This window comes from Microbacterium sp. NPDC008134 (assembly GCF_042957055.1).
Taxonomy (GTDB): domain Bacteria; phylum Actinomycetota; class Actinomycetes; order Actinomycetales; family Microbacteriaceae; genus Microbacterium.
The window spans coordinates 1,794,118-1,806,041 of the sequence record NZ_JBIBHO010000001.1; the positions used below are offsets into that span (position 1 = coordinate 1,794,118).

Annotated in this window: 10 protein-coding genes; all 10 read right to left on the reverse strand. The window is 68.0% G+C overall.

The features are described from left to right. Window positions 1-19: 19 nt before the first annotated feature. The 10 genes from secF to ACFY9N_RS08530 all read right to left on the reverse strand — a co-directional run bounded on the left by secF (window position 20) and on the right by ACFY9N_RS08530 (window position 11,885). Entirely contained in the window at window positions 20-1,009 is a 990-nt protein-coding gene (gene secF / locus ACFY9N_RS08485; RefSeq protein ID WP_391478028.1) for a protein translocase subunit SecF, read from the reverse strand. Then, window positions 1,009-2,736: a protein translocase subunit SecD gene (gene secD / locus ACFY9N_RS08490; RefSeq protein ID WP_391478030.1), complete on the reverse strand. Its 1,728-nt coding sequence runs from the start codon at window positions 2,734-2,736 to the stop codon at window positions 1,009-1,011. Before secD ends, secF begins: the two co-directional genes overlap by 1 nt. A 55-nt stretch (window positions 2,737-2,791) precedes the next feature. Continuing rightward, entirely contained in the window at window positions 2,792-3,184 is a 393-nt protein-coding gene (gene yajC / locus ACFY9N_RS08495; RefSeq protein ID WP_391478031.1) for a preprotein translocase subunit YajC, read from the reverse strand. Between the two features lie 73 nt (window positions 3,185-3,257). Beyond that, window positions 3,258-4,283, reverse strand: a complete 1,026-nt coding sequence (gene ruvB, locus ACFY9N_RS08500) for a Holliday junction branch migration DNA helicase RuvB (RefSeq protein ID WP_391478032.1) — start codon at window positions 4,281-4,283, stop codon at window positions 3,258-3,260. Then, window positions 4,276-4,878: a Holliday junction branch migration protein RuvA gene (gene ruvA / locus ACFY9N_RS08505; RefSeq protein ID WP_391478033.1), complete on the reverse strand. Its 603-nt coding sequence runs from the start codon at window positions 4,876-4,878 to the stop codon at window positions 4,276-4,278. The genes ruvB and ruvA overlap by 8 nt, the downstream gene beginning before the upstream one ends. A gap of 9 nt (window positions 4,879-4,887) precedes the next feature. Next, window positions 4,888-5,475: a crossover junction endodeoxyribonuclease RuvC gene (gene ruvC, locus ACFY9N_RS08510; protein ID WP_391478034.1), complete on the reverse strand. Its 588-nt coding sequence runs from the start codon at window positions 5,473-5,475 to the stop codon at window positions 4,888-4,890. A 45-nt stretch (window positions 5,476-5,520) separates the two neighbouring features. Next, window positions 5,521-6,282 (reverse strand): YebC/PmpR family DNA-binding transcriptional regulator, encoded by a 762-nt coding sequence (locus tag ACFY9N_RS08515; RefSeq protein WP_391478472.1) that lies wholly within the window; start codon window positions 6,280-6,282, stop codon window positions 5,521-5,523. Between the two features lie 131 nt (window positions 6,283-6,413). Further along, window positions 6,414-9,773: an ATP-binding protein gene (locus ACFY9N_RS08520; RefSeq protein ID WP_391478035.1), complete on the reverse strand. Its 3,360-nt coding sequence runs from the start codon at window positions 9,771-9,773 to the stop codon at window positions 6,414-6,416. Further along, window positions 9,770-10,429: a DUF4194 domain-containing protein gene (locus ACFY9N_RS08525; RefSeq protein ID WP_391478037.1), complete on the reverse strand. Its 660-nt coding sequence runs from the start codon at window positions 10,427-10,429 to the stop codon at window positions 9,770-9,772. The genes ACFY9N_RS08520 and ACFY9N_RS08525 overlap by 4 nt, the downstream gene beginning before the upstream one ends. After that, a complete protein-coding gene (locus ACFY9N_RS08530) occupies window positions 10,422-11,885 on the reverse strand; it encodes a DUF3375 domain-containing protein (RefSeq protein WP_391478038.1) in 1,464 nt (487 codons plus the stop codon). Before ACFY9N_RS08530 ends, ACFY9N_RS08525 begins: the two co-directional genes overlap by 8 nt. Between the last annotated feature and the right edge of the window lie 39 nt (window positions 11,886-11,924).

Sequence of the window (11,924 nt, forward strand, 5' to 3'; positions counted from 1 at the left end):
ATCCCGCCGGACGGAGACGTCAGGCTTCGACCGTCGCGCGCTGGCGCGCTTCGCGGATCCGGGCGTCGCGCTCGCGGATCTGCGGCTCGTTCTCGCGGAAGAGCGAGTAGAGCGGAGCGGCGACGAACAGGGTCGAGTACGTCGCCACCAGGATGCCGACGAAGATCGACAGCGAGATGTCGGTGAGCGTCTCGGCGCCGAGCCACAGCGATCCGATGAAGAGGATCGCTCCGACCGGGAGAGCGGCGACCACCGAGGTGTTGATCGAGCGCACGAGCGTCTGGTTGACCGCGAGGTTGACCGACTCCCCGAACAGGCGCGCAGACTTCTCGCCGTCCTCGGTCGTGTTCTCTCGGATCTTGTCGAAAACGACGGTCGTATCGTAGAGCGAATACGCCAGGATCGTGAGGAATCCGATCACCGCCGCCGGCGAGATCTCGAACCCGGCCAGCGCGTAGACGCCGACGGTGATCACGAGCACGTCGAGCAGGCCGAGGATCGCGGCGGCCGACATCTTCCAGGTGCGGAAGTAGATCGCCAGGATCAGGAAGGTGAGTGCCAGGAAGATCGCGAGTCCCCATAGGGACTGGCGGGTGACGCTCTCGCCCCAGGCGGGACCGATGAACGACGACGTCACCTCCGCGGTATCGACGCCGTATGCGTCGGCCAGTGCCGCGGTGACCTGCTGCGTCTCGTCGGCCGTCATCTGGTCGGTCTGCACGCGGATGTCGGAGCCGTTCACGACGACGACCTTGGTCGCCGACTCGGGAACGACCGACTTGACCGCGTCGGTGGCGATCTGCTGATCGGTGCTGTCGGGAGCGGCCACCGTGAACTGCGACCCACCGGTGAACTCGATCGAGAACTGGATGGGGCGGATCAGCGGCACCAGAGCGGAGCCCACGACCAGGATGATCGCGATGATGAACCACAGACGGCGCCGTCCGACGAACGGGAAAGAGGTCTTGCCCGTGTACAGGTTGTTGCCGAACTCATTCATGGAAGGCATCAGGCGTCTCCCTCACTTCCGGCCTTGGTGGGTCTGTCACCCGAGAGAGCCTCCGCGCGCTTGCGCTCGGCGATGGTCTGTCGACGCTCCGCTTCACCGCGCGAGCGCGAGTTGCGCGCACCACGACCGGCGGATGCCGTCGCGACCTCGCGGAACTGCGAGCGGTTGCGATAGACCGCGCCGAGGGCCTCGGGGTCGAGACCCGAGAGTTTGTGTCCGCCACCGAAGAAGCGGGTGCGGGCGAGCAGCTGCATGACCGGGTGCGTGAAGATCACGAAGATGAACACGTCAATGATCGTCGTGAGTCCGAGCGTGAAGGCGAACCCCTTCACCGTGGAGTCGGCGAGGATGTAGAGCACGAGAGCGGCGAGGACGTTGATCGACTTCGAGATGTAGATCGTCCGCTTGGCGCGGCCCCAGCCGTCTTCGACCGCCGAGGTGATCGACTTCCCATCGCGCAGCTCATCTCGGATTCTCTCGAAGTAGACGATGAACGAGTCGGCCGTGAATCCGATCGAGACGATCAGACCCGCGACGCCGGCGAGCGAGAGACGGAAGCCGAGACGCCACGCCAGGATGCAGATCACGATGTACGTCAGTACACCCATCACCGCGATCGACGCGATGATCACCGTCCCGAGCGCGCGGTAGGAGAAGAGCGAATAGATCGCGACGAGGATGAGTCCGATGAGACCGGCGATCAGTCCGATCTGCAACTGCTGGGTTCCGAGCGTCGCGGAGACCGTGTCGGAGCTCTGCACGGTGAAGCTCAGCGGCAGGGCACCGTACTTCAGCTGGTCGGCGAGGGTGGTCGCTGATTCCTGGGTGAAGCTTCCCGAGATGCTCGGGCGACCGTCGAGGATCACACCGTTCATCCGCGGTGCGGAGATCACGACGCCATCGAGGACGAAGGCGAACTGATCGCGCGGCGAGAGGTTGTCGATGCGGTTCTGGTTGAGGCGCGTGCTGACCTTGCCGAACTTGTCGGCCCCGTCGGGGTTCATCGTCAGCTGCACGAGCCAGGCGCCCGACTGCGGGTCGCGACCGCTGGCCGCGTCGTCGATCGCCGTTCCGTCGAGCTCGGTCGGGCCGAGGAGGTACTTCGCCTGACCGAACTCGTCGCAGGCGATCATCGGCTGGTCGCTCGGGACGTTGGTCGGGTTCTCAGGGTTCGCGCAGTCGTAGGCGAGGAACTCGGCCTGAAGCTTGGGCGTCAACCAGTTGAGGTCGCTGCCGTCGGTCGGCTCGACCGTGGGGGTCGCCTCCAGCGAGTCATCCGGGGCGGGGTACGGCGTCTCATTGCCGTCTTCGCCGACGAACGACGTGGTCGCCGCCGTCGTCGCCAGGACCGCACGGAACTCGAGCTGCGCGCTGCTGGTGATCCGCTCGCGGGTCTGCTCGTCGGCGACACCCGGGATCTGGACGACGATGTTCTGGCCGCCCTCGGTGGTGATGTCGGCCTCGGCGACACCGGAGGCGTCGACGCGCTGGCGGATGATCGAGGCCGCCTGGTTCAGCTGCTCCGACGAGGGCGCCGCGCCGTCCTCGGTCTCCGCCTGCAGGACGATCTGCGTGCCGCCCTGGAGGTCGAGCGCGAGTTCCGGAGTCCAGGAGCTCTTTCCGAAGACGTACACGCCGGCCGCGTTGATGCCGAAGAGAACCCCCGTCACGAGGAGCAGGCCGAGAAGGACCCGCCAGGCGTGACGGACAGGAGAGGATGAAGCCACGTGAGTTCAGCTTTCTGAGAGGCCGGATTCCGGGGTGCGGACGAACGCCGCGAGCTTACTTTTCGTCAGCGTCGCGGTCGAGGCGCGCGCGCGTCTCTTCCGGGGTCTCGGCGACCGGAGCATCCGCCTCGACGACGGTGTCGTCGTCCGCGAGCTCGGCGTCGTCCGCGACGATGTCCTTCGGCTCGACGATCCGGAGGATCGCCTGGCTGTGCACCTCGATCACGACACCGGGAGCGACCTCGACGGATGCCGGGTGGTCGAGGTCTTCGGGGTCGTACGACACGATCGTGCCGTAGATGCCGCCCTGCAGGAGCACGCGGACGCCGGGAACCGTCTTCGTCGCCTTCTCCTCCTGCTCGGCCTTCATCTGCTTCTGACGCTTGCGCGTGTTGAAGATCATGAAGACGAGGAGGACGGCCAGAAGACCGAACAGGATGATTTCCATGGGGCGGAGCGCCTTTCTGAGGTGCATGCACCATCAAGGGGCGCACAGAAGTTTCGGGGGAAGTCTTCTGTGATTATAGGTCATCGAAGCGAAGCGCTCCGTCGGGGTGAGCGATGCCGAGATGGGCGTAGGCCTCGGGCATGGCGACCCGACCTCGCGGCGTGCGTCCGAGGAAACCGATGCGAACCAGATACGGCTCGACCACGCTCTCGACGGTCTCCGCCTCTTCGCCGACGGCAACCGCGAGCGTGCTGAGCCCGACCGGACCCCCGCGGAACCGTCGCACGAGCGCGTCGAGCACGGCGCGATCCAGGCGGTCGAGGCCGATGGGGTCGACGTCGTACAGTTCGAGTGCAGCACGGACATCGGCGATCGTCGCTTCTCCCCCGCCGTGCACGAGCGCGTAGTCGCGCACACGTCGGAGAAGCCGGTTCGCGATGCGGGGCGTGCCCCGCGAACGGCGTGCGATCTCGGCGAGCGAGTCGGACGGGAGATCGACACCCAGCACCGCGGCGGATCGCGCGATCACCCGTTCGAGTTCGCCCTCTTCGTAGAACTCCAGATGGCCGGTGAATCCGAATCGATCGCGCAGCGGATTCGGCAGCAGACCCGATCGGGTCGTCGCGCCCACGAGGGTGAACGGCGCGAGCTCGAGCGGGATGCTGGTTGCTCCCGCTCCCTTGCCGACCATGATGTCGATGCGGAAGTCCTCCATCGCGAGGTAGAGCATCTCCTCCGCGGAGCGCGCCATGCGGTGGATCTCGTCGATGAAGAGCACCTCGCCCGGCACCAGGCTCGACAGCAGAGCGGCGAGGTCGCCGGCGTGCTGGATCGCGGGCCCGCTCGACAGACGCAGCGGACGCTCGCTCTCGTGGGCGACGATCATCGCGAGCGTCGTCTTGCCGAGCCCGGGCGGGCCGGCGAGCAGGATGTGATCGGCCGGACGGCTCTGGATGCGGGCAGCTTCGAGAAGGAGCTGGAGCTGTCCCCGCACTTTCTGCTGCCCGACGAACTCCCCGAGGCTCGTCGGGCGCAGGGCGCCCTCGATGGCGAGTTCGGTCTCGTCGACGGGCTCGGAGGCGTCGAGTTCGTCAGCCACGTGCCGGTCCCAGCAGGGCGAGAGTGCGACGCAAGAGAGGTGCGACGGCCGCCCGCTCGGCGTCGGATGCCTCGGCGGCGGTCTGCGCGGCGGCCTCTGCGGCCACCTTCTCCGACCACCCCAGTCCGACCAGAGCGGCAGCCACCTGACCGACGATGTCGACGGCGCCGGTCGGCGTCGGTGCGGCCACGATCGTCGGCTGCACCTTTCCGGCGAGCTGCACGACGATGAGCTTCGCGGTCTTCGGGCCGATTCCCGAGACGCGGCGGAAGGGCGCGTCGTCCTCGTCGTTCACCGCCTCCGCGATCTGGTCGACGGTCAGGTGCGAGAGGACCCCGAGTGCGGACTTCGGTCCCACCCCGGTCACGCTGATGAGCAGCCCGAAGACCTCGAGTTCCTCGCGCTCGGCGAATCCGAACAGCGAGAGCGCGTCCTCCCGCACGATCAGACTCGTGTGCAGGCGCAGCTGCTCCCCCATGGTCGCGGTGTGCGCGACGTCGGCCGGCACGGCGACGGAGAACCCGACGCCGCCCACCTCGACGACGACCTGATCGGAGGTCGAGTGCAGCACGGTGCCGTGCAGGGAGGAGATCATCCCCCCAGCCTAGGCGCCGCGTCGTACGTATGTTCGAGCGACACGCTCCGCATCCGCCCAGGCGCGCTGAGCCGGGGTGAGTGCACCCGGGGCTGCGGCTGCCCCGGCACCGCCTCGGCGCCACGCATGGCAGAGCGCGATCGCCAGAGCATCCGCGGCATCCGCCGGCTGCGGAGGTGCGTCGAGGCGGAGGATGCGGGCGATCATCGCCTGCACCTGCCGCTTGTCGGCCGAGCCGTAGCCGGTGACCGCCGCCTTGACCTCGCTCGGCGTGTGGGTCTCGGCGGGAAGACCTGCTTCTGCGGCGAGCAGCAGCGCGACGCCGCTGGCCTGGGCCGTGCCCATCACCGTGTGCGTGTTCTGCTGAGCGAACACCCGCTCGACCGCGACCGCCTGCGGCGAATGCACGGCGATGACCTCGCGGATGCCGGCGGCGACGGTCGCGAGACGCTCACCGATCGGCGCATCGGGCGCAGAACGGATCACCCCGACGTGCACGAGCGTGCCGCGACGAGAGCCGTCGACGTCGACGATGCCCACACCGCATCGGGTGAGGCCAGGATCGATCCCGAGCACGCGCAGCGAGGAGGAGGTCACTCCCCCAGGCTATGCGGCACCGTCGACGTCGGACGCGTGGCGCGCCTAGCTGTCGTCGTTCTCGAGCTCGGCCTGCACCTCGGACGAGAGGTCGAAGTTGCTGAAGACGTTCTGGACGTCTTCGCTGTCTTCGAGCGCATCGATGAGACGGAAGATCTTGCGCGCGGTGTCGGCGTCGATCTCGACCTTGAGGTTCGGCACGAACTCGACGTCGGCCGACTCGTAGTCGATGCCCGCGTCCTGCAACGCACTGCGCACGGTCACGAGATCGGTCGCCTCGGTGATGATCTCGAAGCCCTCGGCGTGCGGCTCGATCTCCTCGGCACCCGCCTCGAGCGCCGCCATCATGACGTCGTCCTCGGTGGTCCCCTCGGAGCCCACCACGATCACGCCCTTGCGCGAGAAGTTGTAGGCGACGCTTCCCGGATCGGCGAGCGTTCCCCCGTTGCGGCTCAGGGCCGTACGCACCTCGGCGGCCGCACGGTTCTTGTTGTCGGTCAGACACTCGATCATGAGCGCCACGCCGTTCGGGCCGTATCCCTCGTACATGATCGAGGTGTACTCGACGGCCTCGCCGCCGATGCCGGCCCCGCGCTTGACCGCGCGGTCGATGTTGTCCTTCGGGACGGAGGTCTTCTTCGCCTTCTGCACCGCGTCGAACAGCGTCGGGTTGCCGGCGAGATCCGCGCCGCCGAGCTTGGCCGCGACCTCGATGTTCTTGATGAGCTTGGCCCACGACTTGGCACGGCGTGCGTCGATGACGGCCTTCTTGTGCTTCGTGGTGGCCCACTTGGAATGCCCGGACATAAGTCTCCACTCGTCGTATCCGCCCGTGGGCATTGCCCAGGGCATCGTCCAGTCTAACGAATCGTGCACCGGCACCTGCGACCGTCGGCCGCCGGCGTCACATCCTCTCGCCCAGCCGCTCGGGGCGGGAACTACCGAGCGGAGTCCGGCAGCGCGACCTTGGGGCGGGCCCAGGAGCGCCCGCGGGTGTCCTTGAGGATGTCGTACTCGACGTCGACGTGCGGCTCGATCGCGCTGTACTTGTCGTTCGGCGCGCCGATGACCAGCTGGAATCCGAGCCCTCGCCACGCACCGATCGCCCGCTTGGTGAAGTGCGCGTCCGCCTTGATGAGCGCCTCATCCATGAAGACCGGGGCGTAGCGCGGCCGCGTCGCGCCGGCATCCCCGAGCTGGTAGCGAAGTGCTGCGCCGACGATGAACGCCACGAGTTCCTGCGACTCGCCGCCGGACTTCTCGCCGATGTGGTCGTAGAGCGCGATGTGCTCCCCCGTGTCGGCCCGCACGCGCTCCGCGCTGACCCGCACGTGATTGCGCACGTCGATGAGTTCGGCGAAGTCCGGAGCACTGCGTCGCATGCGGCCGATCAGACGGCTCATCCGGCGGTAGACGGCGTCGCGCTGTTCGTCGGTGGACGCGGCGTCGATGAGCCCGCGCACCTCCCGCAGCTCTCGGCGGAATCGCTTGCGCGCCTCGGACTGGTTCTCCCGTGGGGTGATCCGCAGGCGGTGGTCGTCATCGTAGAACGGGAGGTCCTCCATGATGCGATTGATCGGCTCGATCCGATCCTTGATCTCGCGCACCGAGCGAGCGAGCGACGAATCGAGGCTCGTCAGGTCGTTCCCCGACAGCTTGAGCAGGCTGTCGCGCCACTCCGCTTCGAGCTCGTGCAGACCGTTGGTCTGGAGGGCGTCGAGAATGCCCTCGAACTCGGTGACCGACGCGTCGGGGTCGGGAAGGATCGTGAGGGTGTCCCACCGTTCCAGGAACGCGGTCATCAGCCGGCGCATCGCCTCTCGCTGCTCGGCATGCGCCTCCGCTGCCGCGCTGCGGTCCTCATCCAGTCGGATCGCGGCCGTGCGCATCCCCGCGACGAGGTGCGCGAGGCGCTGCGAAGCGGTGACGTCGACGGCCGAATCCGGACCGAGGAAACGCGCGTCGAGGAAGACGGAGTGCCGCTCCTCGAGGGCCGTTCCTTCCGCATCCGCCGCGTCGATGGTCCGCTGGCACTCGTCGACCTGATCGGTCACCTCGACCCAGCGATCCTGCGCAGCGGCGAGATCGCCGTCGATCCGTGAGCGTTCATCGCGGAGCCGCGACGCCCTGGCCTTGAGATCGTCCGCCCGCTGTCGGAGCTCCGCGATCTGCGGGTTCGCGTCGGTGACCTCGGTCTCGATCGCCAGCCACCGATCCCGCTCGGCGCTGACGGATTCGACGTCGATCTGATCCCAGGTGAGATCCTCGATCTTCGCGTGCAGTTTCGCGCGATCGCCGATGAGGTCGAGCGCCTCCTCGGCCGTCTGAGTCGCGGAGGCCGCCGCGTCGTGCTTCTGCTCCAACCGGACGATGCGTTCGTCGAGTTCCTGGAGTCGTCGGTCGTTGGTGAAACCCAGGAGGTTGGTGCGACCGTGACCGCCGTGCGATCCGCGGCTTCCGTGCGAGACCTGGCCGGTGATCGTGAGCGCTTTGGTGTGCGACGCGAGTTCCGCCGTGGAATCGACGCACACGAACCCGAAGCGATCCTGCAGGCGCTGCTGGAGCCACCCGGTGAACGGCGTCGAGAGGTAGTCGAGACGCGCGGGCAATGTGCGGTCGTCGGTCAGGCGGAGTTCCGCGAGACCGGTGTGAACGCCTTCGTACGTGATGCGTTCGGGCGTGCGCACGGAGTCGATGGCTCGACGGAACGCGGCGAGATGGGCGACGTCGAGCAGCAGCGTGCGGGCGAACCCGCCCAGGGCGAGGTTGAACGCCTCCCGCCACGGCTCGAACTCGGTGCGCACCTCGATGAGTTCTCCGACGAACGGCAGATCGGAGGGTGCGAGTCCGGCGGCCTCCGCGAGGAGGGTTCTGGTCTCATCCAGATGCGGCGGGATGCTGCCCCGCACGCGGTGCGCGCTCTCCCTCTCCGCACGAGCCGTGCCCAGCTCCGCGGAGAGCACGCGGCGAGCGGACTCGGCATCCGCGAAGGTCGCACGGGCCGCGCGCTGAGCGCCGTCCGGAACGGACCTGCGGACGTCGCCGAGGAGCTGCTCGAACTGCGCTAACGTCGTGATCTCAGCGCCGAGATCGGCGGTCACCGCGTCGAAACGCTCGCGCTCCCGTTGCACCTCCGTGAGACGGCGTTCAACCACCCGGAGTTCGCGCTGCGCCGTCTCGAGCCGGTCGCCGCCGGACTGCCGGAGGATTTCGAGCACCGCTTCCCGTTCGTCATCCGCCGCGTCGATGAGCGCGCGCTTCTCCCGGGTGGCGAGTTGCAGACCGTGCGTGCGATCGCGGAGCTCGCCCTCGACCTCCCGGAGCAGATCGAGACGGCGCTCCGCGCTCCAGAAGGCGGCGCGGGACGACGAGTCGGAGAACACTCCGACCTCGTCGATAACCCGCACCCGCTCGGCTGCATCGGAGATGCGCCGGGAGATCTCACGGATGGGTTCGAGTGCCGCGACCTGTTGCTTCGCCACCAGCATGCGGGTGCGCGTGCTCTCGAGCTCGTCGAAATGCGCCACCACCGCATCCGCCATGGCCATGGTCTCCGGCTCCTCGAGCACGAGCTTCTTGTAGAGATCGTCGACCGTCGTGATCTGCTGACCCGCCTGGATTCGCGCGAGCAGGCTGATCGCCTTCGCGCCCGATCCCGCCGCACCGATTCCGAGGACGGCGTGCAATCGTGCCGAGAACTCGCGATCCGTCGCCAGTGTGTCCAGCCCCACGCTGCGGGCAGCGGCATCCGACAGGCGCTGACCCGCAGCGCGTTCGAGCTCGCCGAGATCGAACCCGTCGTCGACGGTGGCACGCAGTCGGACGGTGTCATCGAGGGTCCGGGCATCCGCAGGGATGTACCAGGCCCGGAGCGCGGTGAATCGAGTGCCGTCGTGATCGCGCCAGGTCATGGCGATCGCACTCCAGGTGTCCTCGCCGTCGCCGCGCAGCACACGGAGCTTCGTCCCGTCATCGGTGCGGGACTCGTCGATCTTGCCGCGCCCGTAGGAGAGGATGTTCCGCTGCTCGTCGCCGCGCGGGCGTCCGGTCACGCCGCCGTTGGACGCGCCGTTGAAGGGCGTGGTGTGGGGCATCATCAGCGCGATGTAGCCGTCCATCAACGTCGACTTGCCCGAGCCGGACCCACCGCACAGGAGCGTCGCATCCGGGGAGAACCGCACTCGGTGAGGTCCCGCGTCGTAACCGCCCCAGTTGATCAGTTGGAGCTCTTCGGCCACCCACTGCTGCCCCCGCGAACTCGCCGGGATCAGGCCGAACAGCGTATCCACCATCGTCATCGCTCGATCGCTCCCTGTCCGCGCAACCACTCGCGCAACTCCCTCAGCGTCTCCGCGCTGAGCACCACCTCGACGAGGGCGCTGATCCGATAGCGCCCGCTCGTCTCCTCCTGCACGATGCCCTCGCGATCGAGCCGCTCCATCGCGCTGCGGATCGCCTTCTGCTGCCGGGCGGTGCTCCCGTCGATGTCGGCGAAGTAGCTGAGCACGGTCTGCTCGACGTCTTCGATGTCGATGCGCACCGAGGACTCCCCTGCTCCGGATTCGCGCTGGTAGACGGTGCGCAGGTGCACGAGCACGAGAGTCTCGGCCCGCGAATACGGAGCGTCCTTGAGGAGGACGGGCATGTCGATCTCGTCGGACCGCAACTGCTGCTTGTAAGCGAACCCCCGTGCATGGTCGATGACGAGGCGCACGTAGAGGTCGTTCAATCGCGACTCGATGACCTGCTGGTGATCGAGGAGCAGCCCCCACTCCCGTCGGCTCTTCTCAGCCGAGATGAAACGGCGTTGCAGAAGGTGCACGAGCACCCGTCTGATCTGCGGGTCGAGCGTGCCGCGATCACCGGGGAAGTGCTCCTCGAGATCGTCCTCCATCGCCGTCGGGGTGATGAACGGCTCGCCCTCGGCCGCGACGGCCACGTCCGCGTCACTCATCTGTCTCCTCCTTCGTCGTGCGCGCGGTCACCGCGCCGAACGCGAATCTCCGCGTGGTGCCGTCCGGCCGGAGCGCCTCGACCACCGACACTCCGTCGCCGTCGCTCATGCCGTTGCGGTGCGCGATCTCCAGCAGGCCGAGAAGATCGACCGGACGCCGCGTCGCGTCGGGTGCGTCCTGGAACGCGGCGGCGAGGTCGAATCCATCGCCGAGCCCGGCGACGAGATCCTCGAGTTCCGCGTATCGCGGGCCGCCCCACTCGCGGGTGTCGTGATCCACGAAGTCGACGTCTTCGGGATCGGTCAGAGGCGAGGGGGCGCGCGGCGGGCGGATGTCACTCACCGTCTGCCGGAGGTGCCCGAGATCGATCAGCGGCATGCTGCGCACCGGCTCGGCGACGCTGCCCGGTCCCGACCACGAGTGCAGGCCGGCGATGACGTCCCGGAGGAGGTCGTCGATCTGTCGATCGCGCAGTGGATCGTGCGTCCGTACCTGACCGGTGATCACGTGCGAAGCGCGCCGCTGCGCGGCCAGGACCTCCTCGACACCGAACTCCACCCGCCGACCGATGGCGTCGAGCTCCGCGCGCTGATCCCGGTCGAGAGCACGCGCGAACGGCTGCGCGAGCAGGCCGCGGAGTTGCTCGGTCAGCGCGTCGATGCGATCGGGGTCGCCGATCAATCGGAGTGCACCGGCGAACGCCCGACCTTCCGACGTCGACTGCATCACGTCCTGCGCGCGCTGGAGGTACTCGCGGAGCACCTCACCGGTCGGCCGTTCGTCGCGTCGCAGGTGAGCGACGACATCGCGCTGCATGGCCTTGAGCGACTCGGCGACACGAGTGAAGTCCGCCGGCAGCTCGCGCGCGAGGTGGAGGACGTTCTCGGCCTCCTCCAACAGCTCATCGTCATCGTGCGGATCGGCGCGGCCGGATTCGTCGATGCGAGCGATCTCGGCATCGATCACCCCGCGTTCCGCTCGCAACCGGGCGAGCCGGCGAATGGGGTCCGCTTCGGCGATGTCGGACAGGTGCTCGACCGCGTCGAGCAGCGTACGTACGCGCGAGTTGGAGACACGGGTACGACCGCCGCCGGTGCGGCCGGCGATCTCGAGCGCTTCGACCGCATGCGCCGACAGCCGGTAGACCTCGACATCGTCGTCGATCTGCTGGACGAGCCAGCCGAGGCGCACCCAGCTCCGGCACACGTCGCGCCCGCCCCCGGCGGGCAGCTTGCGGTCCTCGTCGTCGTATCCGGCGCCGCGCAACTCGTCCAGCACCTCGGCGAGCTCGGCGTGCGCGTCGGCGATCGGCACCGCCGAGCGATCCGCCGTGAAGAGGAGCGTCAGCGAAGCGACGACGAACGGAGCGAATCGGCCGTGCAGGAGATCGAGCGTCGGAGTGCTGAAGGCGACGACCGCTCGGGCGTAGGCGGCCTCGGCCCTGGATCCAGTCACCGATCGAGCGTAGCCCGAACGCGTCGTTCCGTCGTCGCA

What these genes read in the sequence shown, in the direction of transcription:
- secF (WP_391478028.1), bottom strand. Translation starts at nt 1,009, where the DNA reads ATGCCTTCCATGAATGAGTTCGGCAACAACCTGTACACGGGCAAGACC.
- yajC (WP_391478031.1), bottom strand. Translation starts at nt 3,184, where the DNA reads ATGGAAATCATCCTGTTCGGTCTTCTGGCCGTCCTCCTCGTCTTCATG.
- ruvA (WP_391478033.1), bottom strand. Translation starts at nt 4,878, where the DNA reads ATGATCTCCTCCCTGCACGGCACCGTGCTGCACTCGACCTCCGATCAG.
- ACFY9N_RS08515 (WP_391478472.1), bottom strand. Translation starts at nt 6,282, where the DNA reads ATGTCCGGGCATTCCAAGTGGGCCACCACGAAGCACAAGAAGGCCGTC.
- ACFY9N_RS08520 (WP_391478035.1), bottom strand. Translation starts at nt 9,773, where the DNA reads ATGACGATGGTGGATACGCTGTTCGGCCTGATCCCGGCGAGTTCGCGG.
- ACFY9N_RS08525 (WP_391478037.1), bottom strand. Translation starts at nt 10,429, where the DNA reads ATGAGTGACGCGGACGTGGCCGTCGCGGCCGAGGGCGAGCCGTTCATC.